The organism is Maritimibacter alkaliphilus HTCC2654 (assembly GCF_000152805.1).
Classification (GTDB): Bacteria; Pseudomonadota; Alphaproteobacteria; order Rhodobacterales; family Rhodobacteraceae; genus Maritimibacter; species Maritimibacter alkaliphilus.
On record NZ_CH902578.1, the window covers coordinates 997,073 to 1,023,756 of the forward strand.

Consider the following 26,684-nt stretch of genomic DNA (forward strand, 5'->3'; position numbering starts at 1 on the left):
CACATGGGCCGGATTGGGCGCAAGCCCAATTCGAAATCCAAACACCCCGCTTGCCGCCCTCGCGCCCCTCGGCTAGGGTCGCCGCGAGATTTGATCAAATCGAGGCTTCATGCTTATCGGCATCCTGCAAACCGGCCACATGCCGGACGCGCTCATCGGCGAGACGGGCGACTATTCCGCCATGTTCGAACGGCTCTTTTCCGGTCACGGCTTCACTTTCCGCACGTGGAACGTGGTCGATGGCGCGTTCCCGGAGAGCCCTGACACCTGCGACGGCTGGCTCATCACCGGCTCGCGCCACGGCGCCTATGAGGATCACGACTGGATTCCTCCGCTCGAAGACCTGATCCGCGCCATCGCCGCGTCATCCCGCCCGATGGTGGGCATCTGCTTCGGCCACCAGATCATCGCGCAGGCCCTTGGCGGCAAGGTCGAGAAATTTCGTGGCGGCTGGTCCGTCGGGCGCCAGATCTACGATTTCGGCGACACCGAGCTGGCGCTCAATGCCTGGCATCAGGATCAGGTGGTCGAACTGCCCGAAGGCGCGCAGGTCATCGCGGAAAGTGAGTTCTGCAAGAACGCCGCCATGGTCATCGGCTCGTCCATCCTCACCGTTCAACCCCACCCCGAGTTTCGCGCCGACGTGATCGAGGGGCTGATCGAACACCGCTCCGCCGCCGTGCCACCCGCCCTCGTGGACGAGGCCCGCGCGAACGTGGCGAAACCCACCGACAACGACGAACTGGCCGACCGCATGGCCGCGTTCCTCAAGAAAGGGGCCAAGTGATGGCCAGCGACTGGACAACGGGCCTGCCTGAGGCCGCGCAAGCCTATCTCGACGGGCGCAGGCTGGACGAGGTGGAATGCATCATCGCCGACCTGCCCGGAATCGCGCGGGGCAAGGCGGTGCCGGCGGGCAAATTCGCGCGCCAGAACTATTTCCACCTGCCGGATTCGATCTTTTACCAGACCATCACCGGCGACTGGGGCGAGGCGGCCGGGGACGAGGGCTTCATCGAACGCGACATGATCCTGAAGCCCGACATGACCACCGCGACGGCGGCGCCGTGGACGGCGGACGTGACGCTTCAGGTGATCCACGACGCTTTCGACCGCAACGGCGAGCCGATCCCCTATTCCCCGCGCAACGTGCTGAAACGGGTGGTGGAGCTTTACAAGGCGCAGGGCTGGACGCCCGTGGTCGCGCCCGAAATGGAGTTCTTCCTCGTCGCCCGCAACCTCGACCCCGCCAAGAAGATCGAGCCGATGATGGGCCGTTCGGGCCGCCCCGCCGCCGCGCGTCAGGCCTATTCCATGACCGCCGTGGACGAATTCGGCCCGGTGATCGACGACATCTACGACTTCGCCGAAGCCCAAGGGTTCGAGATCGACGGCATCACACAGGAAGGCGGCGCGGGGCAGTTGGAGATCAACCTGCGCCACGGCGATCCGGTGAAGCTCGCCGACGAGGTGTTCTATTTCAAACGCCTGATCCGCGAGGCCGCGCTGCGCCACGACTGTTTCGCGACCTTCATGGCCAAGCCCATCGCGGACGAGCCGGGGTCGGCCATGCACATCCACCACTCGGTCGTGGAAACGGACACCGGCAAGAACATCTTCGCGGGCCCCAACGGCGGCGATACGGATGCGTTCTTCACCTTCATCGGCGGGCTTCAGACCCACCTGCCCTCGGTCATCGCGGTGCTGGCGCCTTACGTGAACAGCTACCGCCGCTACGTGCGCGACAACGCCGCGCCGATCAATCTGGCCTGGGGCCGCGACAACCGCACCACCGGCATCCGCATCCCGCTGTCCGGCCCCGACTCCCGCCGGGTCGAGAACCGCCTGACCGGCATGGATGCGAACCCCTATCTCGCCATGGCCGCCTCGCTCGCCTCGGGATACCTCGGCATGATGAACGAGGTGCGGGCCGAGCCGCAATTCCGGGGCGACGCCTATGACGCGGACGAAGAAATCCCCCATGACCTCTGGTCCGCGCTCGACCTGTTCGAGGAAGCCACCGAGATGCATGAGGTGCTGGGGCCGGAATTCGCCCGCGTCTATTCCATCGTGAAACGCACGGAGTATCAGGAATTCCTGTCGGTCATCAGCCCGTGGGAACGCGAGCATCTGCTCTTGAACGTGTAAGGCACGACACCGCGATTCGCGCCGCTGCGGAAAGCCGCCCGGCACGGGCCCGGTGGGCGGTGCTGCGCCAATGAAATCCTCTATAGCGAGCAAGCACTTACGGTGGGCAGGGTATCCTGACCCGCCGCGCGCGTCATTTTTCTTTGCTTGGTTTCATGCGGGTGTTACACTTTTCCCGAATATCACCTTCGGAAAACCCGAAAAGGATACGAGTATGACCCTGGGGCCCAACGTATACGACGCAGAACCCATTCCCGAAGCTGCCCGCGCCGAGATCGACCGGCTGCTGCAATCGGGCGACCTGTTCCGCTACACCGCGCCTCAGGACGCGCCGGTGGCTTTGCTGGAGCGTGAATTCGCCGACATGATGGGCGCCAAGTATGCGCTGGCCGTGGCCTCCTGCTCGGCGGCGCTGTTCATCTCGCTCAAGGCGCTCGGCCTGCCGCGCGACACCAAGGTTCTGATCCCGGCCTTCACCTTCGCCGCCGTGCCCTCCTCGGTCGTTCATGCCGACTGCGTGCCTGTGCTCGTGGACGTGATGGACAATTACCGCGTCAACATGGACGACTTCGAGACCAAGCTGACCGACGATGTGGGCGCGGTCATCATCAGCCACATGCGCGGCCACACCTCGGACATGGATGCGATCATGGCGCTTTGCGACGCCAAGGGCATTCCGGTCGTCGAGGATGCGGCCCACAGCCTCGGCACGCTCTGGCATGGCGAGAAGATCGGCAAGATCGGCAAGATCGGCTGCTTCTCGTTCCAGTCCTACAAGATGCTGAATGCCGGCGAGGGTGGCATCCTCATCACCGACGATGCCGACATCATCGCCCGCGCGGTCATCATGTCCGGTGCCTATGAGCACAACTGGAAGAAACACAAAGGCCCGCACGGCGACAACACGACCGAGCTGGAAGAGGCGTTCGGGCGCTGGCAGAACAAGCTGCCGCTCTACAACACGCGCCTGTCGAACCTGTCCGCCGCCGTGATCCGGCCCCAGATCCCCGAGCTCGAGCGCCGGGTGACCGACGGTCTTCGCAACCACGACTACGTGGCCGCCAAGCTGAACGAAAGCCCGTGGATCGACGTGCCCGCCCCTCTGGCCGCCGAAACCCGCGCGCCGGATTCGATCCAGTTCAACCTCGTCGACATGACCGACGACGAAACCCGCGCCTTCATGGATGCCGCGAAGGTGCGCGGCGTGTCGGTGCAGGTCTTCGGGATGCACACCGACAACGCCCGCGCCTTCTGGAACTGGGAATTCATCGGCGATCAGGGTCCGCTGCCCGGCACCAAGAAGATGCTCATGCGCGCCTGTGACACCCGCCTTCCCGTCCGCCTAAAGAAGCCGGAACTCGACTTCATTGCCAATGCGCTGGTCGCGGCGGCGGCGGATGTGAAAGAGGCCGCAAGCGCCTCGGTCGCGGCGCAGTAAACGGTTCGAAAACGCTGGAAAAGGCCGCCCTTTGGGCGGCCTTTTTGCTTGGCCGGTCAGGCGGGTCGTGGAACCGGAAAAAGCCAGTCGTAGGCGCAGTTGAACGCGAAGGCGTAGACCAGATAGAACGCCGCGAACCCCAGATCCATGACCAGCGCCTCGACGAGCGTGAGGCCCAGATACCACGCTATGAACGGGAGCAGCAGGGCGAGCAGCCCCGCCTCGAACAGCACCGCATGGATCACGCGAAGTCCGATTGATTTCGCAGTGGTGCCACGACGCCAGCGCAGCACCAGATCGAACAGAAGGTTGTAGATCAGGTTCCACAGCGTCGCGAGCGTCGCGCTGACCACGCCCACGACACCTATGTCATGAACGGGAAGGTGAAACAAAACCGCGCCCAAGGGCACGGCGAGGCCGAGCGCGAGAAGTTCGAATGTGACGGCATGGCGAAGACGATCGAGAGGCGAGCGCATGGGAAACCCCGCGTGCTTTCCGGGTCGTCCCGGTGTTGATCCATGATGGGAAGGTCGTCCTGATGACCGAGAGATGGATGTCTAGGCGTCCGAGTTCAACCTGTCGCCATATGCGCGATGTGACGGGTTGCCCGATGGCAACCATCGGGGGCACGACGCCGCCCAAGCTGGTGGTCACGAATGCCCGCGCCTTGCGAGGTGAGGCATTTGCCTGAGGCCCGCCGATTTTCGTCCCCGCAGGGACCAATGCTGCCTCACAACACCCGGTATCTGGTCGTCAGGAAACCCGCCTTGGTCTTTTCCGCATGTTCGAGCTTCAGGTCGATGTCGCGTTCGAGGGGGCCGAACAGGGATCGGCCCTGCCCCAGAAGGATCGGGATGATGGTGATCGTCATGTCGGCGATCAGGCCCGCGCGCAGGAAACTGTGGACCAGCGCCCCGCCGTCGATATAGGCGCGCGTCCAGCCCTCGATCTCGACCATGTCCATCAGCGCCTGCGGGTCTTGGCGCGTGACTTCGACGCTGGACCGCCGCGCCTCGGGAATGTCCTCGCGCGTCAGGGCGTGGCTCATCACCCGGATCGGCTTGTCGCCATAGACCCATTCGTCGAAGCCAAGGACCGTGCGGAAGGTGCCGGACCCCATGACCATCCCGTCGACCGATGCGAAGAAGTCGAAAAATCCGCCGTCCCCGTCATCCTCCGGCTGTTTCATCAGCCAGTCGATCGCGTGATCCGGCCGCGCCACGAACCCGTCCAGGCTCATCGCCATGAACACGTGGCCGGTGGTCACAGCAACCTCATCCTGTCTTTCAGCCACGGCAGGCGGGCATGGAACGGCTTCAGGATCATGTCGGCCATGTGCGACTTCAGCCGTGTCGCGACATCGCCCGGCAGGTCGCCCAGCCCGCCGCGCCGGGCCGTCAGGGTGATGCGCCGGGAAAACGAGGGGAACGGCAGTTCGACGATGTCCACCTCGGACACGAACCGTTTGGCGCGCAGCACCCCCAGCGGGGTCAGGATCGTCCAGCCCGCGCCCGCGGCGACCATCGACAGGATCGCGTGATAGCTGTCGAGTTCGAAGCGGTGATTGACCCGCAAATCCTGCGTGGCAAGCTGCGACGCGATCTGACGCCCCATGAAGTGACGCGAGGAATACTGCACCATCGGCATGGTGCGCAGCGCGTCGAGCACGTCGCCCTGCACCTTGCCCTTGGGAACGGCGGCGACGAAGGGTTCTTCGATCAGCGGGTGCATCTCGTGCCCGTCGGCCAGATCGCCCATCTCGGCGGTTACCACCACGTCCAGCGCCCGCGCCTCGAGCTGGTCCATCAGCCGGTGCGACGCCCCGGTTTCAAGCAGGAACTGCGTGCGCGGCCAGGCTTTCGACAGGTCCGACAGCAGCGCGGGCGTCACGTCGGCGTCGAAATCCTCGATCATGCCCAGTCGGAACCGCGTGAGCCGGGTCATGTCGGCTGCCGCAAGCTCGGCCTTGGCCTGTTCGGCTTCGTTGATGATGGTCAGGGCGCGGCGGCGGAAAAGCTCGCCTGCCGGGGTGCAGATCAGCGGGCGCGCCGAGCGGTCGATCAGCGCGGTGCCCACGGCGGATTCCAGATTGGTCAACTGCTGGCTGACGCTCGACGGGCTGGCCCCCAGCCGCCGGGCCGCCGCCGAAATCGACCGCTCATCCGCGATGGCGGCAAAGACTTCGACGCCCCAAAGGGTGATGCGTCCGGCGGTTTCGACCACGTTCGGCCCCGTATGTTGGCGCCCGGCGGACCGGGCCTTTGCTTACATGCCGGAAAGCTTCTTCTGGAGGGCGGCGAGCTGTTTCTTGATCTCGTCGAGTTCCTCGCCCTTGCTGTCGCCATCCGTCGCGGCGTCGTCGTCGGACGGGCCCGAGGCGGCGCCGGGCCAGTTCGCCATCATGGCTTTCATGAACGCCTGCTGCTGCGCCTGCAAAGCGTCGAACCCCGGCACCTGCGCCATCGGGTTCGGGATCGCGGACATATTCTCCATCATCTTGGATTGGCTGTCCTTGAGCATCTCGAAGCTGGCGGCCAGGAACTGCGGCACCATGCTCTGCGCCTGCGTCGTGTAGCTACGCACGAGATCGGTCAGAACGTCGACCGGCAGGACGCTTTCGCCCCGGCTCTCATGTTCTGCAATGATTTGAAGGAGATATTGTCGGGTCAGGTCGTCGCCGGATTTCAGATCGACAATCTGCACTTCGCGGCCTTCGGAGATGAAGCCTGCGATATCTTCGAGCGTAACGTAATCGGACGTCTCGGTGTTATAGAGACGGCGGCTTGCGTAACGCTTGATGAGGAGCGGATCCTTGGTTTCGGCCACGTAGTCCTCCCAACGGTTCAGTATTCAGGCACTTTGGCGGTGCAGAAAAAAGACTACGCCAGTGCAGAAACCAAAAGCAAGCACTGTTCACTTGGGCGTGGGCGCGACGGCACTTTCGCATTCCCCAACAAAAAAGGCGGGCCGCACGGGCCCGCCAGGATGATCTTGTCGGCAGGGAGGAGGTAGCCGACCAAGAATTCCTTACTTCGAGGCGGCTTTCGTCGCCTTGGTCACCTCGTCGGTGGCCTTCTTGACGGCGGCCTGGGCTTCTTCGCCCATGTCCTTGCCGGCGGCGAGCATCAGTTCGACGGTGTCCATCTGAACTTTTTTCGCGACTTCGGCGAAGGCCGACATGTGCTCGGCAGCCGATTCAGCCTGAGCCGAAGCGAAGTCGGTCATGGCTTTGGTGTAGTCGGCCGGATCCGCTTTGGCGGTCGACAGGTCGCCCATCTTGGCGAGGGTCGATTTCGTCCAGGCGGTCGAGATTTCGGTCGACTTGTCGGCGGCGTCGAGGGTCAGCTTCGCCATTTTCTCGGTCAGAGCGGCGGACGACTTCATCGCGCCTTCGTAAGCCGACATGTCCATCGGGAACGAGCCCATCATGTCGCTGAACATCTTGGTGTAGTCGGTGGTGGCTTTAGCCATGTCGTATCTCCTAAGGTCTTCCCCGGAACCGCCCGGGGGTGAATTTCTGCGTGTGCAAAGAATATGCATGCTGCACCGCAGAAAATCAACCCTTTTTCTGCGGTGCAGCAAAAAATCTCTGCCGGAAATTCAAAACCTTGGGAAATCAGACCTTTGGACAGCCGATGACGTATGTTCCCGGAGCTTCCGCTAGGGCAGGATGCTCGGAATCACCGATCTCGCGCGCCGGAATCTTCTTGCCGGACCGCTTGGCAAGCCACTTGCCCCACCGGCCCCACCAGCTGCCTTCGTGCTTGTCCGCGCCGGCCTGCCAGTCTTCGGGGTTTTCCGGCCAGTCCTCGTTCGTGTAGTGGCCGTATTTCTTTTTCGACGGTGGGTTCACGATGCCCGCGATATGCCCGGATTCCGTCAGAATGAAGGTCTTGTCCTCGGACCCCATCTTGCGCATCCCCCGGTAGGAGCTTTTCCACGCGGCGATGTGATCGGTCTCGCAAGCGATGGCGCACAGCGGCACCTCGACATCTTCGATCCGGGTGCGCGTGCCGAGGATCGGGAACCCCTTCCCCTCCCCCGCGAACTTGTCGTCCTGACACAGCCCGCGCAGATATTCGACCGCCATCCGGCCCGGCAGATTGGTCGAGTCGCCGTTCCAGTAGAGCAGATCGAAGGCGGGCGGCGCGTTGCCCATCATGTAGGATTTGATCGCCGGGCCATAGATCAGGTCGTTCGAGCGCAGGTAGCTGAAAGTGCGCGACATATAAAGCGAGGGCAGCACGCCCTTGTCCGTCACCTCTTCTTCGATCCCGTCCACGAAATCGTTGTCGAGGAACACGCCCACCTCGCCCTGATCCGAGAAATCGGTGAGCGCGGTAAAGAAGGTGGCGGAGTTGATCTTGTCTTCCTTGCGCTTCTTCATCAGCGACAGCGTGATGGCGAGCGTCGTGCCGGCGATGCAGTAGCCGACGACATTCACCTTGTCCTGCCCGGTGATGGCGCGCACCTCGTCGATCGCGGCGAAGTAGCCGTCTTCGACGTAATCCTCCATCCCGACGTCAGCATAGCTCGTATCCGGGTTCACCCAGGACACGACGTAAAGCGTGAAGCCCTGTTCGACGATCCAGCGGATCAGGCTGTTCTCGGGCTTGAGGTCGAGGATGTAGAACTTGTTGATCCAGGGCGGGAAGATGATGAGCGGACGCTCATAGACCTTGTCGGTCTTCGCCTTGTACTGGATCAGCTCGATCATGCGGTTGCGATAGATCACCTGACCCTCGGCGGTGCCAAGGTTCTCGCCCACCTTGAAGGCATCGGGGTCCGACAGGGTCACCACAAGCTCGCCATCGTTGCGTTCGAGATCGCGGATCATGTTTTCGAGCCCGTCGATCAGCGACTGCCCCTCGGTTTCGATGGCCTTTTCCAGCGCGTCGGGGTTGGTGGCGAGGAAATTGGTCGGCGACATCATGTCGACCATCTGCTGCGTGAAATAGGTCACGCGCTTGCGGTCCTGCGGGTCGAGCCCTTCGAGCCCCTCGACCGCGTCCTGCATCGCCTCGGAGGTGATGAGATACTGCTGCTTGAGATAGTTGAAATAGGGGTGCGTGTCCCACAGCGGATTGCGGAAGCGCGGGTCTTTGGGCGTCGGGTCTTCCGGCACGCCCTCGTTCGCGATCAGGGCCTGCTGTGCATCGACCGCGTGTTTCAGCGTCTTGCCCCAGAATTCCACCTGATCTTCAAGCACTTTGCCGGGGTGCTTCATCATCTCGGTCCAGTAGGCACCCAACGACTTGGTGTAATAGTCCTGCCCCGGCCCCTGAAGCGCAGGACGAATCGCCTGCTTCTTCGCAACCGCAGCGGCGAAACGCTCTGTAAGCTCCTCGATCCGTTCGAGGTTCTCTTTCAGTTTCTCGCTACTTTCGTTCGGGTTGACTTCATTCGTTGTCATGCGAAATATTCCGCCTTATGTTATTTCGCACATGCAGCATCATGCTGTGTGTCCTCCGGTTGTCGAACCTAACTGAGGAAGGGCTGCTGGGGCAACCGAAAGGGTTACCATGCGTTACCTTGCCACGTACGATTTGATGGAAACGGTTCGGAACACGAACCAATGGCTCGGGGCCACCGCCCAGGCGATCGGGGAATACCCGATGTTCGCTCTCGCGCCCAATCCGATGTTCAAGATGCTCTCGGCCTGGGGTGAGGTGACCGAACGGAGCTTTGCCCGGATGGTCGCGAAACCGGACTGGGGCATCTACACCGTGGTCGGCGCCGATGGCCGCGACCATGTGGTGAACGTGAAGAAGGTGATCGAACGTCCCTTCGGCGACCTGATCCATTTCGAGGTCGCGGGGCGCAAGACCAAGGAACGCAAGATCCTGATCGTCGCGCCGATGTCGGGCCACTACGCTACGCTTCTGCGTTCGACCGTCGCCTCGCTCCTCCCGGATGCCGAAGTTTATATCACCGACTGGCATAATGCGCGCGACATCCCGGTGTCCAAGGGCAAGTTCGATATCGAAGACTACACCCTGTATGTTGTCGATTTCATGAAAGAGCTCGGCCCCGACACCAACGTGGTCGCCGTGTGCCAGCCTGCCCCGCTTGTGCTGGCCGCAACCGCCTATCTCGCCGACATCGACCCCGAGGCGCAACCGCAGACGCTGACCCTGATCGGCGGCCCGATCGACCCGGACGCGGCGGCGACGGACGTGACCGACTTCGGAGACCGCGTGACGATGGGCTATCTGGAAAAGACCGCGATCCAGCGCGTCGGCTTCAAATACGCGGGCGTCGGCCGGTCGGTCTATCCGGGTCTGCTGCAACTCACCTCCTTCATGACCATGAACGCAGAGAAGCACGCTAAGGCGTTTTCCGATCAGATCATGGCCGTGGCGCGCGGCGAAGCGGGCGACCATGACAAGCACAACAAGTTCTACGACGAATACCTCGCCGTCATGGACATGACGGCCGAATTCTACCTCACCACCGTCGAGCGCATCTTCAAGGAGCGCGAGATCGCGAAGAACGAATTCGTGGTCGCCGGGCGCAAGGTCGATATCGGCAAGATCACCGACGTGGCCGTGATGACCGTGGAAGGGTCCAAGGACGACATCTCGGCGCCGGGCCAGTGCCTCGCCGCGCTGGACCTGTGCACGGGGCTTCCCGACGAGAAGAAGAACCATCACCTCGAAGACGGCGCGGGTCACTACGGCATCTTCGCGGGCAAGTCGTGGCGCAACAACATCCGTCCCTTCGTGCTAAATTTCATGGATCAGCACGCGGGCGAACACGCCGCTCAGGCCAGCAAGAAGAAGGCCGCGAAAACCAAGCCGGCGCTGAAGGCGGTCTGACCCTTCTCCGATCGGAATTGACGAAAAGCGGCGCTTCGGCGCCGCTTTTTCTTTGGCTGGATCAGCGCAGCGTCATCGGCAAATCGAGCCAGGCTTCCAGCGCCATATTCGTTTTCTCGGGCGTCTCGAGCGTGGGCAAATGGCCCGCGTCGTCGATGATGGCAAGCTCGGCATAGGGGATCAGTTCCGCCATGAACGTGTGCCGTTTGGGCGGGGTGATCTTGTCATGCTCGCCGCAGAGCACCAGCGACGGCGCCCGAAGCGTGCGCAGCGTTTTCTGACCGTCGGGCCGCCGCTGCAACGCACGCGACTGGCGCACGAAGGTGTCCGGACCCAGCTTGCGGGCCATGTCGTGCACCAGTTCGACGGTCTTGGCCTTGTTCGGACCGGGCGCAAAATTGTCGGGCGACAGCGCCTCGTTCATCGCGTCCTCGAGCTTGCCCGCCTGCGCCTTGACGATCTGCGGCTCGCGCCAGACCGCCTGCTCCGGCGTCTCGGTCAGCGGCGTGGTCGAGATCAGGCACAGGCGCGTGACGCGCTCCGGCACGCGGCGCAGGATCTCCATCGCGACGATGCCGCCCATCGACAACCCGCACAGTGCAAAGCGCGGCGGGGCCTGAAACAGCACGTCGGCGGCCATTTCGCGGATGGAATGCGCCTTGGACACGTTCGCGACGGTGACGGCGTGGTCGCGTGAGAGGGCTTCGATCTGCGGCCCGAATACCCGTGAATCGCACATCATGCCGGGCACCAGAAGGACCGCGTCCTTCATGCGAGCACCTCTTCCACCATGCGCTTGACCAAGGCGAGGCAGGCGGGGTCGGAAAACCGATGATCGGCCCCTTTGACGAAGGTCAGGCGCACGTCGTCGCCCTCGATATGGTCGAGCAGGTTCAGGGCCACGTCGCGCTCGACATCCGCATCCGCGGTGCCCTGAAGCAGGCGCACGGGGAATTTCATCGGCAGCGGACGGCGCAGGACAAGCTGATCGCGCCCGTCGGTGATGAGTTTCTTGGTGATCGGATACGGGTCGCCGTAGTCGGACGGCAGAAGCACCAGACCGTCACGGTTCAGCTTGGCGCGCTCGAAATCCGAGAAGTCGCGCCACATGCTGTCTTCGGTGAAGTCCGGTGCCGCCGCGATGCCGACGAAGCCCGCAAAGCGTTCGCGGATCTCGCGGCTCAGGATCGCGGCGATCCAGCCGCCCATGGACGAGCCGACGAAGACCTGCGGGCCTTCGGTCACGGCCTCGATCACCGAGCGTGCATCCGCCGCCCAGTCGCCGATGCAGCCGTCGGTGAACTCGCCCGACGACTGGCCATGGCCCGAGTAGTCGAAGCGCAGAAAGGCACGCCCCTGCGCCTTGGCCCAGTCTTCCAGCGCGATGGCCTTGGTGCCTTCCATGTCGGATTTGAACCCGCCCAGAAAGATGACCCCCGGCCCTTTTCCTTCCGTCTTGTGATACGCGATCTGCCGCCCGTCGGCGGTTTCGTGATAGCTTGGCTCGCTCACGCGATTTGCCCCTTTGTCCCTGCCTTTTGCGCGATCCTGCAATACCGCGACGGGGTTTGAAAGGGGGTTAGGCGCCCTCGGCTTCCTTCAGCCCAAGCGCCACCCCGGACCCGATCAGCGCCATGACCGCGAAACCGCCCAGAGCGGCCATCGGACCCAGAAAAGACAGGGCTCCGCCGATCGCGCCGGAGATCAGCAGGAGACCGCCGATCAGCGTATTTGCCGTTGCGGCATAGGCGGCTCGGTTCTCGTCCGTCGCGATGTCGACAAGGTAGGTCGAGCGGCCCTGACGCACGCCGTGATGGGCGATCATCAGAACGAACAGCACGGCGGGCATGGCCCAGACGGTCGCCGCAAGCCCGGTGAGCGATGCGCCGATGGCGGCGGCCATGGCAAGGGCGCCCACGACCCCGGCCACGATCAGCACCTGACGCGAGGAATGGTCCGCGAACCGCCCCCAGGCATATGACGACAGGAACGAGGCGGCGGCGGACGCGATGACGAGCGCGCCCAGCGTGCCCAATCCGCCTTCGCCGTCGCCCGACAGGATCACGAGGTATGGCGGAGCAAGCGCGGTGGCCGTCAGGAACCCCCGCGCCGCCACGAAGCGGGCGAACGTGGCGTCTTCGCGCAGGAGCTTCCACGGGCGCAAGGCCGCGCCCCCCTGCCCGGTCTCGGACGGCTCCTCTTCCAGCGTCGAAAAGAGCGCGGCGGCCGCAACCCAGAGAAGCGCCGCCACCCCGACCGCCGCGGCCAGCGCCACGGTCCCTTCGAGCCACCCGGAGACGAGCAACAGCGCAAAGACGAACACCCCTGCCGAAGCGACCGACCCCGCGAAGCCCGTCACCGAGCCGCGGCGGCGTTTGCCCACCGTCTTGCCCAGAATGTCCTTGTAGCTGACCGACGCGGCCGCGCGCGACAAGGCAAGCGCCGCGATCCCGGCCACGAACGCCCAGCCCGCCGCCGCCCCTTCGAGCGTCAGGGCGGCAAGCGCGATCAGGGCCGCCGCGATCCCCTGCCCCACGCTGCCTACGACCCACATCCAGCGCCGCATCTTCATCCGCTCCAGCCGATGCGCGAGGAAAACCTGTGGCAACAGCGCGCCCGCTTCCCGGATCGGAACGAGTGCCGCGACAAGCGCGGCGGGCGCGCCGAGCGCGTTCAACAGGTAGGACAGCACCAGCTTGGGGTTGATGAGACCATCGGCCAGCTTGGTCAGCGACAGCGACACCACGTGGCGGATGCCGTTGCGCGCCTCGGCCGGAGTCTCGGGCGTGCCCGCCAGCGTTTCGAAGGCGGCTTCACCGATGGTTTCGTTCGTCATTTTCGCGCCCCTGGCTACTCTCGCTTCGCTATCGGACGGATCACTGGCTTGACTTGCCCTGCCCCGCGCGTCAAACCGCCTTCACGACATAACCCGCAACCGGGCGTTCCGTGGGCGCCAAACCGACGAGGAGAAAGGCCATGAGCCACATTTCCCTTACATTTCCTGATGGCAATACGCGAGTCTACGACGCGGGGATCACTCCCGCCGCGATTGCCGCCGACATCTCGAACTCGCTGGCGAAAAAAGCGATCTCGGCGACCGTGAACGGCGCGCATTACGACCTTCAGTGGCCGATCACCGAAGACAGCGAGATCGCGATCCACACGATGAAGGACGACGCGCAGGCGCTGGAACTGATCCGTCACGACGCGGCGCATATCATGGCCCGGGCGGTGCAGGCGCTGTGGCCGGACACCAAGGTGACCATCGGCCCGGTGATCGAGCACGGCTGGTATTACGATTTCGACCGCGACGAGCCGTTCACGCCCGAGGATCTGGGCGCGATCGAGGCGAAGATGAAGGAAATCATCAACGCCCGTGACGAGGTGCGCACCGAGGTCTGGTCGCGCGCCGATGCCATCGCGCACTATGAGAAGACCGGCGAGCCCTACAAGGTCGAGCTAGTCAACGCGATCCCGGACGACGGGCAGCCGATCCGCATGTACTGGCACGGCGACTGGCAGGATCTATGCCGGGGGCCGCATTTGCAGAACACGGGTCAGGTGCCTGCGGATGCCTTCAAGCTGATGAAGGTCGCCGGGGCCTATTGGCGCGGCGACTCGACCCGCCCGATGCTCCAGCGCATCTACGGTGTGGCGTTCAAAAACCGCGACGACCTGAAAAAGCACCTCACCTTCCTCGAAGAAGCCGAGAAGCGCGATCACCGGCGCTTGGGGCGCGAGATGGACCTCTTTCACATGCAGGAAGAGGCGCCGGGTCAGGTGTTCTGGCACCCGAACGGCTGGACGATCTACACCGTGCTTCAGGACTACATGCGCCGCCAGCAGCAACGCGGCGGCTATGTCGAGGTGAACACGCCGCAGGTCGTCGACCGCAAGCTGTGGGAAGCCTCGGGCCACTGGGAGAAGTATCAGGAAAACATGTTCATCGTCGAAGTGGACGAAGAACATGCGCGGGAAAAGGCGGTCAACGCGCTCAAGCCGATGAACTGCCCCTGCCACGTCCAGATCTTCAACGTGGGCCTGAAATCCTACCGCGATCTGCCGCTGCGTATGGCCGAATTCGGCTCGTGCAACCGCTATGAGCCGTCGGGGGCGCTGCACGGGATCATGCGCGTGCGCGGCTTCACGCAGGACGATGCGCATATCTTTTGCACCGAGGATCAGATCGAAAGCGAAACCGAGCGGTTCATTTCGTTCCTTGCTGGCATCTACAAAGACCTCGGCTTCCCGACCTACAAGATCAAGTTCTCGGACCGCCCCGACACGCGGGCCGGGTCGGACGAGATCTGGGACAAGGCGGAAAAGGCGCTGCTGGACGCCACCCACAAGGTGACGAACGACGTGGAGTTGAACCCCGGCGAAGGGGCGTTCTACGGCCCGAAGCTAGAATTCGTGCTGACCGACGCCATCGGGCGCGACTGGCAATGCGGCACGTTGCAGGTCGATTTCGTCCTGCCGGAGCGGCTTGACGCCAACTACATCGGTGAAGACGGGGCCAAGCATCGGCCGGTTATGCTCCACCGCGCCACACTGGGTTCGTTCGAGCGGTTCATCGGCATCCTGATCGAAGAACACGCGGGCAAGCTGCCGTTCTGGATCGCGCCGCGTCAGGTGGTCGTCGCCTCGATCGTGTCGGATGCGGACGATTACGTGCGTGAGGTGGTCGACGCGCTGCGCGCCAAGGGCGTGCGCGCCGAGGCCGACACGCGGAACGAAAAGATCAACTACAAGGTGCGTGAGCATTCCGCGGGCAAGGTGCCGGTCATTCTGGCCATCGGGATGAAGGAGGTCGAGGACCGGACTGTTACACTCCGCCGCCTCGGCGAGAAGCAGACGCGGGTCGTGGCACTGGACGAAGTGGTACAGGAACTCTCGACTGAGGCGACCCCGCCCGATCTGGCCTGACAGTAAGTCATTGATATCTTTGCGAACGGGCGGTCCATCGGGCCGCCCGTTTCACATCCAACTCACGAAAGCGTTTGTTTCACTCCGTCACAGCGCCGCGCGGCACGGGCCCGTGAATGGTCCGTTACGCGGCTTCAGGGCTAGCAATTGGTCACCGCAAGAACGCGGAACCGAATGCAAACTGGAGGACAGACCCTTGACCATCAAACTTTCCAAAACCGCCGTGGCCGGCGCCGTCGCAACCGCGCTCGCCTCGCTCACCCTGCCTGCCCACGCGCAGGACATGGAGAAATGCTACGGCGTCGCCAAGGCCGGCGAGAACGGCTGCGCGGCCGGCCCCGGCACCACCTGCGCCGGCACGTCCAAGGTCGACTGGCAGGGCAACGCCTGGTCGCTCGTCCCCGCTGGCACCTGCGAAGACATGACCATCGAAGCCTCGATGACCGAGGACATGATGGAGCGCATGGGCTCGCTCGAGCCGCTCGACCGCGACCTGCCGATGGACGGCTGATCGACGACGCGCGGGCGGCACGGCTCTCGCCGCCCGCGTGTTTTCCAACGAACGGTCGGGAGGGGACGATGCTCGACATGACGGGACACAAACTGCCAGCCGGACCCGGTGTCGGGTTCAAACCGCAGCATTACGCCGAGGTGATCGGTGACAGCGGCGCGGTCAAGTGGCTGGAAATCCACGCGGAAAACTATATGGGCGATGGCGGACGGCCACTGGCCCAACTGCGCGCACTGGCGGAACGGTTTCCGATTTCGGTGCATGGGGTCGGGTTGTCGATCGGCGGGGAAGACCCGCTCGACCACGACCATCTTGCACGTCTGAAACACCTGATCGGCTGGCTCGATCCTGCGAGCTTCTCGGAACATCTCGCGTGGTCGTCGCACGGCGGGACCTATTTCAACGATCTTCTCCCGCTGCCCTATACGGCCCGCACACTGGCCCGTGTCGAGCGGCACATTCACGAGGTGCAGGAGGCGCTGGGGCGGCGGGTGCTGTTGGAGAACCCCTCGACCTACCTCGCCTTCGACGCCTCGACGATGTCCGAGACCGATTTCCTGTCGGAACTGGTGCGCCGGACCGGGTGCGGCCTGCTGCTCGACATCAACAACGTCTTCGTCGCCTGCACGAACCAGCAGACCGATCCCCGCGCCTACCTTGCCGATTTCCCGCTGCACGCGGTGGGCGAGGTGCATCTGGGCGGTCATGACGCGGACGAAGACGCATCCGGCGCGCCGCTGTTGATCGACGCGCATGGCTCGGAAGTGGTCGATCCGGTGTGGGGGCTTTACCGCGAAACGATCGCGCGCATGGGGCCGAAACCCACGCTGATCGAATGGGACACCGACGTGCCTGAGTGGGAGGTTCTCGAGGCCGAAGCCGCGCGCGCGGCCAACGTCCTTGGGCGCGTCAGGAGTTAATCGCGGCCTGCAAGATACTGATACAATTACGTTATCCGAAACATTCACGATACTAGTTTTCTAGGATCCTAGTATTCTGATCGCAAAGGCAAGGACCCCGGCATGACACCTTGGCCCACCGCCCTTCTCACCGCGGACGACGTGCCGGACGGCCTGTCCGGCCCGCATCGTTCGCCCGTCGGAAACCGCTTCGATGTCTACCGCAACAACGTGATGTCCTCGCTCGTGCAGGCCATGCGCGACGGGTTCCCGGTGATCCGGCGTCTCGTGGGCGAGGCGTTTTTCGCGCCGCTCGCCGGTGCCTATGTCCGCGCGCATCCCCCGACCTCTCCGGTCCTTTTCACCTATGGCGCTAACTTCCCCGCCTTCCTCAAAACCTTTCCGCCGGCCGCCAGCCTGCCCTATCTCGCCGATACCGCGCGGCTGGAACTGGCCCTGCGCCGCGCCTATCACGCGGGCGATGCGCGCGCCGTGGATGCGCAGGCGTTAAACCAGCCGGGGATCGAACGGGCCCATATCACGCTCGCCCCCGCCGTCACGGTGCTGTCGTCGCCCTATCCGATCCACGCGATCTGGCGCGCCAACATGGACCCGACCGCGCCCAAGCCGACCTCGGGCGCGCAATCCGTGCTCGTCACCCGAGCGGACTGGGACCCGTTGCCGGAACCGATCCCCGCGCCCGAGGCCCGGTTCATCGGCGCGCTCGCAACCACATCGCTCGGTGCAGCCGCCGAGGCCGCGCCCGGCCTCGATCTCGCAACCGCGCTGTCGCGCCTGATCGCGCGCAAAGCCATCGTCAACCTAGAGGTGCCCCAATGATCCAGACCGCAATCCGCAGGCTCGATGCCGCCACAGGCCCGGTGATCGGCACGCTCGCCCGCTTGACCTTCGCCGCCACGCTCGCCGGGTATTACTGGGCCTCGGCCCTGACCAAGATCGACGGCGGCTCGATTTCGATCAACGGCTACGCCCAGATCTTTCCCAGGGCGATGGAGGCGGTGAATTACGACGCCTCGCAGCTTTCCGCCTTCCACACGCTCGTGGTCGCGGCGGGCACAGCGGCGGAGTTCGTTCTGCCTGCGCTTCTGATCGTCGGACTGCTGACGCGCCTCGCGGCCCTCGGCATGATCGGGTTCGTCGCGGTTCAGACGCTGACCGACCTTTTCGGCCATGGCGCCCTGTCGCAGCCCGAAACGCTGGGCGCCCTGTTCGACCGGGTGCCGGACAGCCTGATCCTCGACCAGCGGCTCCTTTGGATCACGCTGTTCGCCACCCTGATCTTCATCGGACCCGGCCCCCTGTCGCTCGACCGGCTGCTCTCCCGCTGGCGCGGTCAGAGCCAGACGGCCTTCGCCGCCTGATCCCAGCCAAGGGTGCGGGTCTCGCCATCGACGACGACGGGGCGTTTCATCAGAGTGGGATGGGCGGCGATCAGCTTGGCCGGATCGCCCGCCCGTTCCGCCTCGTCCAGCCCGCGCCATGTGGTCGAGCGTTTGTTGACGAGCGCCTCACCGAAGGCCTCCAGAAACGCTTGCAGATCAGAGGGTTGCAATGGGTCTTCGCGGATGTCCTGCAAGACCGGCTCATGCCCCCCGGCTTCCAGCTCTTTCATCGCTTTGCGCACCGTGTCGCAGCTCTTGATCCCGTAGACGCGCATCCAAGCCCCCTTTACAAAATCTTCTCTTGAGTTTTTTCCGTTTTGTTTCACTCTGACCGCGTGAGACAAGTACTTCCAGAAGATTGCTCCCTCGAAGAGCAGCTGAAGACTATGGCTGCACCACCCCGCCGCAATACCGTGGGCGGATCGATCGAAGGAGAGAACGGATGGCCACCGGCACCGTGAAATGGTTCAATGCGACAAAAGGGTACGGGTTCATCGCGCCCGATGATGGCGGCAAGGATGTGTTCGTGCATATTTCGGCTGTCGAGCGCGCCGGGATGACCGGCCTCGCCGACAATCAGAAAGTGTCCTATGAGATGATTCCGGGCCGTGACGGCCGGGAAAGCGCGGGCGACCTCAAGGCGCTCTGAGCGCCCTCGACCCATTGCGAAACCCCGCGCCGTAGCGCGGGGTTTTTTCGTTTCGCGCAGGCGGTTCAGGTGATCGCGCGCACGATCACGACGCCGATCCAGGCCGAAAAGCCGGTCAGAACCGTGCCCCAGATCACATCCGTCGCCACCATCTGCGGCGCCCAGAGCTTGAGCGTCGCGTAGTTGGTGAATTCATAGGTGCCATAGGCCATCGCGCCGATAATCCCGCCGCTGATGAGGGCCGAAGTGGGCGTCCCGTTCTTCAAGGCGGGCCACGACACCAGCCAGACCAGCCCGGCCACGTAGAACAGGTAGAAGACCGCGGCGGGCGCGACCCGGATCGGCATTTGCAGCCAGTCGCCAAGGTGGTTTTCGAACAAGGGCTTCATCACCTTGTTCAGCATCACCGCATCGATGCCGAGGAAGATGACGGCGGTGATGACATAGAGAAGGACGGGCTGCATCGGATACCTCAAGTTCGTTGTCTTGAGCGGTTACGCGATGCCGGTTCGTCCGGATGAAAAAAAGCTCAGCACTCCGGCTGGTCGAGCCGAACCCGTTTCAGGGGCGACAGCGACCAGTTGTGCAGCTCGGTGTTCAGCTTCGGCCGCGTCGCATCGGTGCGCGCGGCAAGCGCCTTGGCCACCCGTTCGTCAGCGCCAAGTCCCAGCTTGTCCCGGATGCCCTCGACGATGGCGACCCAGAAGGGTGTGTTCCGTTCTTCGACCACGATCTCGACCACTTCGACACGCCCATCATCGGTCACGTAGAACTTCTGCGACAGCGTGGCTTCGCGCACCGCCTCCGCCTGTTCGATCCCGGCGATATCCTCATACCCGCAGGTCCACGACCCCTTGGCCGAGGCCATATGCGGTATCGAGATGCTCATCACGACCGCCATGGCGACCGCGCCCCTAGATATAGTATGTCCCATGGGTCTCATTTAACGGGCTGGACCAGAACAGCGCAACGCCGCAATAGGCAGCATTCTCACCAAACCGATCACAATGGCAGTTGTGCAACGCCCGTCAGCGCCGCCGCACCAGATCGCGCAAAACACAGGCAGGGTCTGCATCGCGCAGTCGCGCCTCGCGCAGCGGATACCACTCGGCTTCGTCGAAATCCGGGAAAAAGGCGTCGGCATCCGGCACGTCACGATCGACTTCGGTGACCATGATCCGGTCGGCCAGCGGCAGAAGCGCCCGATAGATCCCCGCCCCGCCGATCCCGTAAATCCGCGTATAGCCTTCGGAGCGTGCCAGCCCAATCGCCTCTTCGACCGAGCCGACGACGTGGTCGGTCAGGGCCGTGTCGCGTGACACCACGATATTCAGGCGGTTTTTCAGGGGCTTGACCGGCAGGCTTTCCCAGGTTCTGCGCCCCATGACCAAAGCGCCGCCAAGGGTTTCACGCTGGAACATCTTCAGGTCTTCGGGCGCGTGCCACGGAATATCTCCGTCTCGCCCGATAGCCCCACCCTTTGCGCGCGCAACGACCAGCGTCAGCATCAGACCGCCACCGGTGCCTTGATCGCAGGGGCCGGATCGTATCCCGGAAAGGCGAAATCGTCGTATTTGAAGTCGAAAATCGACCCGACGTGGCGCTTGATTTCGATCTGCGGCAGGGGGCGCGGGGTGCGCGACAGTTGCTCGTGCACCTGATCCATGTGGTTGGAATAGATATGCGCGTCGCCGATGGAATGAACGAAATCGCCCGGCTCGTACCCCGTCACATGGGCCAGCATCACCTGCAAAAGCGCGTAGGAGGCGATGTTGAACGGCACGCCCAGAAACATATCCGCCGACCGCTGATAGAGTTGCAGATGCAGCTTGCCGCCGATGATCCTGACCTGCCAAAGCGTATGGCACGGCGGCAGCGCCATATCGGGCACGTCACCGGGGTTCCAGGCCGAAACGATCAGGCGGCGGCTGTCGGGCGACCTGCGGATCTGTTCGACGAGATCCGCGATCTGGTCGACCTCGCCGATCACCGGCGCGCCGTCCGCCCCCCTGTCGATTTTCGGGAAGTGGCGCCACTGGTGGCCATAGACCGGCCCGAGGTCGCCGTTTTCATCCGCCCATTCGTCCCAGATCGAGACTCCGTTTTCCTTGAGGTAGCCGATGTTCGTATCGCCCGAGAGGAACCAGAGCAGTTCATGCACGATCGAACGCAGGTGCAGCTTCTTGGTCGTGACCAGCGGGAACCCTTCGGCCAGCGGATAACGGCACTGCATCCCGAAATACGATGTCGTGCCCGTCCCCGTCCGGTCGGTCGAGGGCACGCCCTGATCGAGCACCGTCTTCAACGCATCCAGATACTGCCGCATCGCTGCCTCCGCTTGTCCTGTGCGCCCGGTGGGCCGGGCGCAGGTCCACACCATATGTTGGGCTTGCCGCTCAAGCAACCACTACCAGCCGACAGTCCGTTGACAGTGCGCCCCCCTGCACCCTACCGTTTCGCGCAGGCAGGAATTGCGGGATTGGTTTGGGTCATGCAGGCAGGCAACGGTCGCCGAGGCCCCCGAAAGAGGGGGGTGGCGCGACGACCCACGTTCTTTAGAAACGCTCCCATGTGGGGTAAGAGAATCATGTCGGCGCTGGCGATCTGTCTGGCGCTCGGGGCGACCGCGCAGGCGCAAAGCCGGGACGAGGTATTGCCCGCCGCCGTCGAGGCGCTCAAATCCGGTGACGGCACGCGCGCGCTGGCCCTGACCGACAGCCTGATCGCCGCCAATCCGCGCGACATCGACGCCCTGCTTCTGAAATCCGAAATCCACTTCGCCATGGGCCAGTCGCGTTCGGCGCGCGAGGCCGCTACGGCCGCCTTCACGGCCTCCGACATCCCGGCGGCACGCTACGCCTCGGGCATGCGGATCGCGGAATTGCACGCGCTCGACGGCAACTATCCCCTGTCGCAGTTCTGGTTGCGTCAGGCGGGCAACTACGCCGCCAATGACGAGCAGTTGCAGCGGGCCGTCGCGGCCTATCGCAACGTGCGCGCACGCAACCCGTGGCGGTTCACCTTTTCCGGCGGGGTCGCACCGAACTCCAACATCAACAACGGCTCGTCCGAGACGACGATGGAGATTTTCGGCCTCCCCTTCGTGCTGTCGCCGACCGCGCGGGCCTTGTCGGGGTATACCGCCGAGGCGCAGGCCAAGCTCGATTACCGGATTTTCCAGACCGAGCGATCCCAGACGACGGTCGGCATCGAAGCCGCCGGGCGGATGAACTGGCTCGACCGCGCCTCGGCCGCCGCGGCCCCGACGGTGAGCGGCCATGACTACGATTTCTACTCGCTCGCGCTGACGGCGACGCATCAGCAGATCGTCGGCAATGGCATCCGGCTGGAATTCTCGGGGCGCGCGGGCCGCAACTGGTACGGCGGCGCGAAACTGTCCGATTTCTTCGGCGCCGGAACCGCCGTGACCTTTCCGCTGTTCGACGGGCGCGATGCCCTGACCTTCTCGGCGCGCGCCGACCGCAGCCTGCTGGTGCAGGGCGGGCTGGTGCCCGAAACGGTCGCCACCATCGGCGCGGCCTATGCCCACAAACTCGCCTGGGGCGACACGGTGATCGGGCGCGTGAACTACACCCGTTCGTGGTCCGCCGGGGCTTCGCAGGTCTACACCCTGCCCAGCGCGGGGATCGACTATCGCTTTTCGCGCCCGATCCTCGGCGCCTATCTGGAGGTGGGCGGCAATTACGGCTACAAGTCGTATAACTTCTCGCCGTTTTCCACGACGGGGCGGCAGGACCGTATTCTGAGCGGCCATGTATCGGCGGAATTCCGGAATTTCTCCTACATGGGCTTTTCGCCCGTCGTGACGATGGAAGCGAAACGGTCCTGGTCGAATGTCCCGCTCTACTCTCAAACATCGTTCACGGGCGGGCTCAGCTTCCAGTCGCGTTTCTAGGGCGCTCGCCCTCGCGCTTGGCCTGAGCGCCGCCGCCCCCGCGCTCGCGCAGGAAGGCGCGTGTCGTCAGGCGCTCGTCCTCGCTCTCGACGTGTCGGGCTCGGTCGACAGTGCGGAATACCGGCTTCAGATGGACGGGCTCGCGCAGGCGCTGCTCGACCCGGTCGTGTCGCGTGCGATCCTCGCCCCCGGCGCGGCGCCCATCGCGCTCCACATCTTCGAATGGAGCGGTCCGCAGTTCCAGAATACCCTCGTCGACTGGACACTCGTGACCGACGCCCCGACCCTGAACGCCATCGCCGGGACGCTTCGCGGCACCGGGCGCAGCCCCTCACCGCCGTCGACCGCGCTCGGCACCGCGATCGCCGTGGCCGCGACGGCGCTGAAGAACGGCCCTGCGTGCTGGAAAGGCACGATCGACGTGTCGGGCGACGGCAAGTCGAACACAGGCCCGCGCCCGCAGGATCTTGGCGATCTCGCGCAACTCGAAGGCGTGACGGTCAACGCGCTCGTCATCAACACCATCGATTCGATGGGCGCCGGGCCGGGCGACGAAGACCTCATGAGCTATTTCGAAAACCTCGTGATCCGGGGGCCCGGCGCCTTCGTCGAACCCGCCGAAGGGTTCGAGGACTACACCCGCGCCATGACCCGCAAACTCCTGCGCGAGATCGACGCGCTGGCGGTGGGCGGGCTTGCCCCCGACCAAGTGCCGGACAAGGGCTGACCCACCCCCCTTCTCTGTTTCCGGAAACCTCGGGGGTGGGTCTCATTTGCCTGCAAATGAGGCCAAGGGGGCTGGCCCCCTGCCCGACAGACACGCGCGCCTCACCCGGACCTTACGCCCTGACACACCAACCGCGCCCATCGCGACGACCTGCCGAAGGCGGGTCGGCGCAAACCCGCGCGCCGCAGGCGCACCTTTTGGCGGCGATCAATAGATATAGCGGATCTGGTCGGTCCAATAGCGTTCCACACGTTTGAGCGAACTGTTGATCTCTTCGATCCCGTCGAGCGAGAGGACCGCGCGATCCTCCAGCCCCTTGGCATGGCGTTTGAACAGATCGGCCACCACGTCGCGGATTTCGCAGCCCTTCCCGGTCAGCTTGACGCGGACGGACCGGCGGTCGATCTCGGACCTCTGGTGGTGCATGTATCCCATATCCACCAGCTTCTTGAAGTTGTAGGACACATTTGAGCCCTGATAGTAGCCGCGCGATTTCAACTCGCCCGCCGTCACCTCGTTGTCGCCGATGTTGAACAACAGCAGCGCCTGCACCGCGTTGATCTCCAACATGCCCAACCGCTCGAACTCGTCCTTGATGACGTCGAGCAGCAGGCGATGCAGCCTCTCCACCAGTGACAGCACGTCAAGGTACTGCGTCATGAACCCGGTGCCCACCCCGGTCTCGATCTGGCTGTGAATGCTCATGCCCGTCTCCGTCGAATTCCAGTCCGACGGAGTTTTGCGAGAAAGAACAGAATATTCGGTTAAAGATCGGCCGAATTCCGAAAGCGCCTATTTGGCGGCCGCGTGGTCCGCGATCGTCGCGATCAGGCCCGCGAACCGTTCGGGCGCGGGCACCTGCCCCGACACCCACTGGTAAAGGTCCTGATCGTTCTCGAGCAGAAGCGCGTCGTAGAGGTCGAGGTCGGCGGCATCCATCGTGGCGAGCCGGTCGTCGGAATAGGGGCCGAGGATCATGTCCATCTCCTTGGTCCCGCGCCGCCACGAGCGCATGTTCATCCGCTTCAACCGGTTCTCCGCCGTCTCGTTCACGCGCCCGCATCCTCCATCAGCTTGCGCAGACCTTTTTCCAGCCGCGCCATGCGTTTCGTCGCGTCCGTGATATCCGCCTGAACCTCGCGCAGTTCAAGCAAAAGCGCCCGCGCATCCCGCGACATTTCGGTCTCCGTGCCCGGCGGGTCGACGCCTTCGCCCTCGCCCGTCAGCAGCCAGCCCAGCGAAACACTGAGCAGCCCGGACACCATCTGAAGCCGGTTCGCCCGCGGTTCCGACACGTCGTTTTCCCATGACGCAAGGGTCTTGGTCTTGATCCCGAGCTTCTTGGCCAGTTCCTTCTGGGTCAGTCCCGCGGCCTCGCGGGCCCCGGCCAGCCGGTCGCCGAATGTCGCGTTGTCCTCGGAATACCAGTCGTCGTCCATGACGCCTCCCTTCGCGCTTGATCGCATGTCGGGGCGAGCGTAGGACGAACGCAACCCAGTCTCTGACCCGGATGCGACCATGACACTCCTCTCCGCGACGCTTGACCGCGTGAAACCCTCGCCGACCATTGCAGTAACAACTCTGGCGCAGGAATTGAAGGCCGCGGGGCGTGACGTCATCGGTCTGGGCGCGGGCGAGCCGGATTTCGACACGCCGGAAAACATCAAGAACGCGGCCAAGGCGGCGATGGATGCGGGCAAGACGAAATACACAGCCCCCGACGGGATGCCGGAGTTGAAACAGGCGATCTGCGCCAAGTTCGCGCGCGAGAACGGGCTGACCTATCAGCCGAACCAGATCAGCGTGGGCACCGGCGGCAAGCAGATCCTCTACAACGCCCTGATGGCGACACTGAATCCCGGCGACGAGGTGGTGATCCCGGCCCCCTATTGGGTGAGCTATCCGGACATGGTGCTGCTTGCGGGCGGTGATCCGGTGACGGTGGAATGCGGGATCGACACGGGCTTCAAGATGACGCCCGCGCAGCTCGACGCCGCGATCACGCCCAAGACCAAGTGGCTGATCTTCAACTCGCCGTCCAATCCAACCGGCGCGGGCTATACCCGCGACGAGCTGAAGGCGCTGACCGATGTGCTGATGCGCCATCCCCATGTCTGGGTGATGTCGGACGATATGTACGAACACCTCGTCTTCGACGATTTCGAGTTCTTCTCGCCCGCCCAGATCGAACCGGGGCTTTACGAGCGCACGCTCACCGTGAACGGCGTCTCCAAGGCCTATGCGATGACCGGCTGGCGCATCGGCTACGGCGCGGGGCCGAAATTCCTGATCGACGCGATGCGCAAGATCCAGTCGCAGTCGACCTCGAACCCCTGCACCGTCAGCCAGTGGGCGGCGGTCGAGGCGCTGAACGGCCCGCAGGATTTCCTCGCCGAGAACGCCAAGGTCTTTCAGCGCCGCCGCGATCTGGTGGTCAGAATGCTGAACGCGGCGGAGGGGATCGATTGCCCGACACCCGAGGGGGCGTTCTACGTCTATCCGTCCATCGCGGGCTGCATCGGCAAGACCACACCCGGCGGCACGGTGATCGAAGATGACGAAACCTTCTGCAAGGAGCTGCTCGAGGCGACCGGCGTGGCCGTCGTTTTCGGCGCGGCCTTCGGGGTCTCGCCCAACTTCCGGGTGAGCTATGCCACGTCGGACGAACAACTCACCACGGCCTGCGAGCGCATACAGTCGTTCTGCGCCGCGCTGTCCTGAGACATTGACGTTGCGGCAGGGCACTGTTGCGCTGGTCGGTTCTGAACCAACCCGTTACAAATGCCTCGCGCAGGAGTAACAAGTAAAAATGTCGAGCGAACTTCCCGAATACTATTTTCGCGTCCGTGAAAACGGCGCCTTCGTGTTCAAGGTGGACACCCAGAACCGGCATCGCCGGATCGAGATGGACCAGATCGCCGTGGTCAACACCAAGAACGGCGACATCAAGGCCCATGGCGACCGCACCCTGTCCAATCAGGACATGGCCGCGATCTCCGACTGGCTTGCCGAGCGGCAGGAGCTTTTGTCGGCGCGCGAGGTCGACGACATCCTGCGCGCCGTGGACACGCTGAACCACACCGCGCATTGGGTGCAGACGCGGGCCGAGGATCATCACCTTGAGATGGTGACGGATTCGCTTCTCATGGCCATGCACGACCTGCGCACGCTACTGGTGCGCAAGAAGGCCGAGCGATTGATGCGGGAAGACTGATTTCGCGCCGGGCTGACGCCCGGCACGACCCGCTG

31 protein-coding genes are annotated in these 26,684 nt (G+C 63.9%); 14 read left to right on the forward strand and 17 right to left on the reverse strand.

Annotated elements, in window-relative coordinates:
* The first annotated feature begins 109 nt into the window (after positions 1-109).
* The 3 genes from RB2654_RS06045 to RB2654_RS06055 all read left to right on the forward strand — a co-directional run bounded on the left by RB2654_RS06045 (position 110) and on the right by RB2654_RS06055 (position 3,586).
* Positions 110-787 carry a type 1 glutamine amidotransferase gene (locus RB2654_RS06045; RefSeq protein WP_008329628.1) on the forward strand — a complete coding sequence of 226 codons (678 nt, stop codon included), beginning with the start codon at positions 110-112 and terminating at the stop codon, positions 785-787.
* Complete coding sequence (locus RB2654_RS06050; protein ID WP_008329629.1) at positions 787-2,148, forward strand: glutamine synthetase family protein; 1,362 nt, start codon at positions 787-789, stop codon at positions 2,146-2,148. Before RB2654_RS06045 ends, RB2654_RS06050 begins: the two co-directional genes overlap by 1 nt.
* Positions 2,149-2,362: 214 nt before the next feature.
* Positions 2,363-3,586: a DegT/DnrJ/EryC1/StrS family aminotransferase gene (locus RB2654_RS06055; RefSeq protein ID WP_008329631.1), complete on the forward strand. Its 1,224-nt coding sequence runs from the start codon at positions 2,363-2,365 to the stop codon at positions 3,584-3,586.
* Between the two features lie 56 nt (positions 3,587-3,642).
* On the opposite strand, the gene RB2654_RS06060 is transcribed toward RB2654_RS06055, so the two are convergent.
* The 6 genes from RB2654_RS06060 to RB2654_RS06085 all read right to left on the reverse strand — a co-directional run bounded on the left by RB2654_RS06060 (position 3,643) and on the right by RB2654_RS06085 (position 8,999).
* The gene (locus tag RB2654_RS06060) at positions 3,643-4,062 is read right to left on the reverse strand and encodes a PACE efflux transporter (protein ID WP_008329632.1); all 420 of its coding nucleotides are present in this window, start codon (positions 4,060-4,062) and stop codon (positions 3,643-3,645) included.
* A gap of 254 nt (positions 4,063-4,316) precedes the next feature.
* Positions 4,317-4,853 (reverse strand): dihydrofolate reductase family protein, encoded by a 537-nt coding sequence (locus RB2654_RS06065; RefSeq protein WP_008329633.1) that lies wholly within the window; start codon positions 4,851-4,853, stop codon positions 4,317-4,319.
* On the reverse strand, positions 4,850-5,809 hold the full coding sequence (locus RB2654_RS06070) for a LysR family transcriptional regulator (RefSeq protein WP_008329634.1): 960 nt from the start codon (positions 5,807-5,809) through the stop codon (positions 4,850-4,852). The genes RB2654_RS06065 and RB2654_RS06070 overlap by 4 nt, the downstream gene beginning before the upstream one ends.
* A gap of 42 nt (positions 5,810-5,851) precedes the next feature.
* Complete coding sequence (gene phaR / locus RB2654_RS06075; RefSeq protein WP_008329635.1) at positions 5,852-6,412, reverse strand: polyhydroxyalkanoate synthesis repressor PhaR; 561 nt, start codon at positions 6,410-6,412, stop codon at positions 5,852-5,854.
* A gap of 201 nt (positions 6,413-6,613) precedes the next feature.
* A complete protein-coding gene (locus tag RB2654_RS06080; RefSeq protein WP_008329636.1) occupies positions 6,614-7,057 on the reverse strand; it encodes a phasin family protein in 444 nt (147 codons plus the stop codon).
* A gap of 145 nt (positions 7,058-7,202) precedes the next feature.
* On the reverse strand, positions 7,203-8,999 hold the full coding sequence (locus tag RB2654_RS06085) for a PHA/PHB synthase family protein (RefSeq protein WP_008329637.1): 1,797 nt from the start codon (positions 8,997-8,999) through the stop codon (positions 7,203-7,205).
* A gap of 109 nt (positions 9,000-9,108) precedes the next feature.
* Between RB2654_RS06085 and phaZ the strand changes: the two genes are divergently transcribed.
* Positions 9,109-10,404: a polyhydroxyalkanoate depolymerase gene (gene phaZ, locus RB2654_RS06090; protein WP_008329638.1), complete on the forward strand. Its 1,296-nt coding sequence runs from the start codon at positions 9,109-9,111 to the stop codon at positions 10,402-10,404.
* A 61-nt stretch (positions 10,405-10,465) separates the two neighbouring features.
* Here the strand turns inward: phaZ and RB2654_RS06095 are convergent, their stop codons facing one another.
* The 3 genes from RB2654_RS06095 to RB2654_RS06105 form a co-directional block, all read right to left on the reverse strand.
* Positions 10,466-11,176, reverse strand: coding sequence for an alpha/beta fold hydrolase (locus RB2654_RS06095; protein ID WP_008329639.1), 711 nt, complete (start codon positions 11,174-11,176; stop codon positions 10,466-10,468).
* Entirely contained in the window at positions 11,173-11,916 is a 744-nt protein-coding gene (locus RB2654_RS06100; protein WP_008329640.1) for an alpha/beta fold hydrolase, read from the reverse strand. Before RB2654_RS06100 ends, RB2654_RS06095 begins: the two co-directional genes overlap by 4 nt.
* Before the next feature lie 67 nt (positions 11,917-11,983).
* On the reverse strand, positions 11,984-13,240 hold the full coding sequence (locus RB2654_RS06105; protein ID WP_008329641.1) for an MFS transporter: 1,257 nt from the start codon (positions 13,238-13,240) through the stop codon (positions 11,984-11,986).
* A 140-nt stretch (positions 13,241-13,380) separates the two neighbouring features.
* Here RB2654_RS06105 and thrS point away from each other — a divergent pair, with 140 nt between their 5' ends.
* From thrS to RB2654_RS06130, 5 genes are all read left to right on the forward strand, one after another.
* Positions 13,381-15,330 carry a threonine--tRNA ligase gene (gene thrS, locus RB2654_RS06110; protein WP_008329642.1) on the forward strand — a complete coding sequence of 650 codons (1,950 nt, stop codon included), beginning with the start codon at positions 13,381-13,383 and terminating at the stop codon, positions 15,328-15,330.
* A gap of 196 nt (positions 15,331-15,526) precedes the next feature.
* Entirely contained in the window at positions 15,527-15,841 is a 315-nt protein-coding gene (locus RB2654_RS06115) for a BufA1 family periplasmic bufferin-type metallophore (protein ID WP_008329643.1), read from the forward strand.
* Between the two features lie 68 nt (positions 15,842-15,909).
* Positions 15,910-16,761, forward strand: coding sequence for an MNIO family bufferin maturase (gene bufB, locus RB2654_RS06120; protein ID WP_008329651.1), 852 nt, complete (start codon positions 15,910-15,912; stop codon positions 16,759-16,761).
* A gap of 102 nt (positions 16,762-16,863) precedes the next feature.
* Positions 16,864-17,580 (forward strand): HvfC/BufC N-terminal domain-containing protein, encoded by a 717-nt coding sequence (locus tag RB2654_RS06125; RefSeq protein WP_008329653.1) that lies wholly within the window; start codon positions 16,864-16,866, stop codon positions 17,578-17,580.
* Positions 17,577-18,122: a DoxX family protein gene (locus RB2654_RS06130; protein ID WP_008329654.1), complete on the forward strand. Its 546-nt coding sequence runs from the start codon at positions 17,577-17,579 to the stop codon at positions 18,120-18,122. The genes RB2654_RS06125 and RB2654_RS06130 overlap by 4 nt, the downstream gene beginning before the upstream one ends.
* Here the strand turns inward: RB2654_RS06130 and RB2654_RS06135 are convergent.
* Entirely contained in the window at positions 18,095-18,418 is a 324-nt protein-coding gene (locus tag RB2654_RS06135; protein ID WP_008329655.1) for an arsenate reductase family protein, read from the reverse strand. The two genes, RB2654_RS06130 and RB2654_RS06135, sit on opposite strands and share 28 nt — an antisense overlap.
* Before the next feature lie 167 nt (positions 18,419-18,585).
* Between RB2654_RS06135 and RB2654_RS06140 the strand changes: the two genes are divergently transcribed.
* Complete coding sequence (locus tag RB2654_RS06140) at positions 18,586-18,792, forward strand: cold-shock protein (RefSeq protein WP_008329657.1); 207 nt, start codon at positions 18,586-18,588, stop codon at positions 18,790-18,792.
* Between the two features lie 65 nt (positions 18,793-18,857).
* On the opposite strand, the gene RB2654_RS06145 is transcribed toward RB2654_RS06140, so the two are convergent.
* From RB2654_RS06145 to RB2654_RS06160, 4 genes are all read right to left on the reverse strand, one after another.
* A complete protein-coding gene (locus tag RB2654_RS06145) occupies positions 18,858-19,256 on the reverse strand; it encodes a DUF2177 family protein (RefSeq protein ID WP_040884479.1) in 399 nt (132 codons plus the stop codon).
* 65 nt (positions 19,257-19,321) lie between these two features.
* Positions 19,322-19,726: a hypothetical protein gene (locus RB2654_RS06150; protein WP_154653308.1), complete on the reverse strand. Its 405-nt coding sequence runs from the start codon at positions 19,724-19,726 to the stop codon at positions 19,322-19,324.
* A gap of 94 nt (positions 19,727-19,820) precedes the next feature.
* The gene (locus RB2654_RS06155) at positions 19,821-20,300 is read right to left on the reverse strand and encodes a dihydrofolate reductase (protein ID WP_008329662.1); all 480 of its coding nucleotides are present in this window, start codon (positions 20,298-20,300) and stop codon (positions 19,821-19,823) included.
* Positions 20,300-21,118, reverse strand: coding sequence for a thymidylate synthase (locus tag RB2654_RS06160; RefSeq protein WP_008329663.1), 819 nt, complete (start codon positions 21,116-21,118; stop codon positions 20,300-20,302). Before RB2654_RS06160 ends, RB2654_RS06155 begins: the two co-directional genes overlap by 1 nt.
* A gap of 243 nt (positions 21,119-21,361) precedes the next feature.
* Between RB2654_RS06160 and RB2654_RS06165 the strand changes: the two genes are divergently transcribed.
* Both RB2654_RS06165 and RB2654_RS06170 read left to right on the forward strand, forming a co-directional pair.
* A complete protein-coding gene (locus tag RB2654_RS06165) occupies positions 21,362-22,708 on the forward strand; it encodes a tetratricopeptide repeat protein (protein WP_148912597.1) in 1,347 nt (448 codons plus the stop codon).
* Complete coding sequence (locus RB2654_RS06170) at positions 22,647-23,435, forward strand: DUF1194 domain-containing protein (RefSeq protein WP_050771939.1); 789 nt, start codon at positions 22,647-22,649, stop codon at positions 23,433-23,435. The genes RB2654_RS06165 and RB2654_RS06170 overlap by 62 nt, the downstream gene beginning before the upstream one ends.
* A gap of 207 nt (positions 23,436-23,642) precedes the next feature.
* Here the strand turns inward: RB2654_RS06170 and RB2654_RS06175 are convergent, their stop codons facing one another.
* The 3 genes from RB2654_RS06175 to RB2654_RS06185 form a co-directional block, all read right to left on the reverse strand.
* On the reverse strand, positions 23,643-24,140 hold the full coding sequence (locus RB2654_RS06175; protein WP_008329668.1) for a MarR family winged helix-turn-helix transcriptional regulator: 498 nt from the start codon (positions 24,138-24,140) through the stop codon (positions 23,643-23,645).
* 87 nt (positions 24,141-24,227) lie between these two features.
* Positions 24,228-24,488 carry an FAD assembly factor SdhE gene (locus tag RB2654_RS06180; RefSeq protein ID WP_008329670.1) on the reverse strand — a complete coding sequence of 87 codons (261 nt, stop codon included), beginning with the start codon at positions 24,486-24,488 and terminating at the stop codon, positions 24,228-24,230.
* On the reverse strand, positions 24,485-24,874 hold the full coding sequence (locus tag RB2654_RS06185) for a helix-turn-helix domain-containing protein (RefSeq protein ID WP_008329673.1): 390 nt from the start codon (positions 24,872-24,874) through the stop codon (positions 24,485-24,487). Before RB2654_RS06185 ends, RB2654_RS06180 begins: the two co-directional genes overlap by 4 nt.
* A 79-nt stretch (positions 24,875-24,953) precedes the next feature.
* On the opposite strand from RB2654_RS06185, the gene RB2654_RS06190 reads away from it, so the two are divergent.
* Entirely contained in the window at positions 24,954-26,156 is a 1,203-nt protein-coding gene (locus RB2654_RS06190; protein ID WP_008329675.1) for a pyridoxal phosphate-dependent aminotransferase, read from the forward strand.
* Positions 26,157-26,244: 88 nt separating this feature from the next.
* Complete coding sequence (locus RB2654_RS06195; RefSeq protein WP_008329676.1) at positions 26,245-26,649, forward strand: hypothetical protein; 405 nt, start codon at positions 26,245-26,247, stop codon at positions 26,647-26,649.
* The last annotated feature ends 35 nt before the right edge of the window (positions 26,650-26,684 follow it).

What these genes read in the sequence shown, in the direction of transcription:
- RB2654_RS06045 (WP_008329628.1), top strand. Translation starts at nt 110, where the DNA reads ATGCTTATCGGCATCCTGCAAACCGGCCACATGCCGGACGCGCTCATC.
- RB2654_RS06050 (WP_008329629.1), top strand. Translation starts at nt 787, where the DNA reads ATGGCCAGCGACTGGACAACGGGCCTGCCTGAGGCCGCGCAAGCCTAT.
- RB2654_RS06055 (WP_008329631.1), top strand. Translation starts at nt 2,363, where the DNA reads ATGACCCTGGGGCCCAACGTATACGACGCAGAACCCATTCCCGAAGCT.
- RB2654_RS06060 (WP_008329632.1), bottom strand. Translation starts at nt 4,062, where the DNA reads ATGCGCTCGCCTCTCGATCGTCTTCGCCATGCCGTCACATTCGAACTT.
- RB2654_RS06080 (WP_008329636.1), bottom strand. Translation starts at nt 7,057, where the DNA reads ATGGCTAAAGCCACCACCGACTACACCAAGATGTTCAGCGACATGATG.
- RB2654_RS06085 (WP_008329637.1), bottom strand. Translation starts at nt 8,999, where the DNA reads ATGACAACGAATGAAGTCAACCCGAACGAAAGTAGCGAGAAACTGAAA.
- phaZ (WP_008329638.1), top strand. Translation starts at nt 9,109, where the DNA reads ATGCGTTACCTTGCCACGTACGATTTGATGGAAACGGTTCGGAACACG.
- RB2654_RS06095 (WP_008329639.1), bottom strand. Translation starts at nt 11,176, where the DNA reads ATGAAGGACGCGGTCCTTCTGGTGCCCGGCATGATGTGCGATTCACGG.
- RB2654_RS06105 (WP_008329641.1), bottom strand. Translation starts at nt 13,240, where the DNA reads ATGACGAACGAAACCATCGGTGAAGCCGCCTTCGAAACGCTGGCGGGC.
- thrS (WP_008329642.1), top strand. Translation starts at nt 13,381, where the DNA reads ATGAGCCACATTTCCCTTACATTTCCTGATGGCAATACGCGAGTCTAC.
- bufB (WP_008329651.1), top strand. Translation starts at nt 15,910, where the DNA reads ATGCTCGACATGACGGGACACAAACTGCCAGCCGGACCCGGTGTCGGG.
- RB2654_RS06125 (WP_008329653.1), top strand. Translation starts at nt 16,864, where the DNA reads ATGACACCTTGGCCCACCGCCCTTCTCACCGCGGACGACGTGCCGGAC.
- RB2654_RS06130 (WP_008329654.1), top strand. Translation starts at nt 17,577, where the DNA reads ATGATCCAGACCGCAATCCGCAGGCTCGATGCCGCCACAGGCCCGGTG.
- RB2654_RS06135 (WP_008329655.1), bottom strand. Translation starts at nt 18,418, where the DNA reads ATGCGCGTCTACGGGATCAAGAGCTGCGACACGGTGCGCAAAGCGATG.
- RB2654_RS06140 (WP_008329657.1), top strand. Translation starts at nt 18,586, where the DNA reads ATGGCCACCGGCACCGTGAAATGGTTCAATGCGACAAAAGGGTACGGG.
- RB2654_RS06145 (WP_040884479.1), bottom strand. Translation starts at nt 19,256, where the DNA reads ATGCAGCCCGTCCTTCTCTATGTCATCACCGCCGTCATCTTCCTCGGC.
- RB2654_RS06150 (WP_154653308.1), bottom strand. Translation starts at nt 19,726, where the DNA reads ATGGGACATACTATATCTAGGGGCGCGGTCGCCATGGCGGTCGTGATG.
- RB2654_RS06155 (WP_008329662.1), bottom strand. Translation starts at nt 20,300, where the DNA reads ATGCTGACGCTGGTCGTTGCGCGCGCAAAGGGTGGGGCTATCGGGCGA.
- RB2654_RS06160 (WP_008329663.1), bottom strand. Translation starts at nt 21,118, where the DNA reads ATGCGGCAGTATCTGGATGCGTTGAAGACGGTGCTCGATCAGGGCGTG.
- RB2654_RS06165 (WP_148912597.1), top strand. Translation starts at nt 21,362, where the DNA reads ATGTGGGGTAAGAGAATCATGTCGGCGCTGGCGATCTGTCTGGCGCTC.
- RB2654_RS06170 (WP_050771939.1), top strand. Translation starts at nt 22,647, where the DNA reads ATGTCCCGCTCTACTCTCAAACATCGTTCACGGGCGGGCTCAGCTTCC.
- RB2654_RS06175 (WP_008329668.1), bottom strand. Translation starts at nt 24,140, where the DNA reads ATGAGCATTCACAGCCAGATCGAGACCGGGGTGGGCACCGGGTTCATG.
- RB2654_RS06185 (WP_008329673.1), bottom strand. Translation starts at nt 24,874, where the DNA reads ATGGACGACGACTGGTATTCCGAGGACAACGCGACATTCGGCGACCGG.
- RB2654_RS06190 (WP_008329675.1), top strand. Translation starts at nt 24,954, where the DNA reads ATGACACTCCTCTCCGCGACGCTTGACCGCGTGAAACCCTCGCCGACC.
- RB2654_RS06195 (WP_008329676.1), top strand. Translation starts at nt 26,245, where the DNA reads ATGTCGAGCGAACTTCCCGAATACTATTTTCGCGTCCGTGAAAACGGC.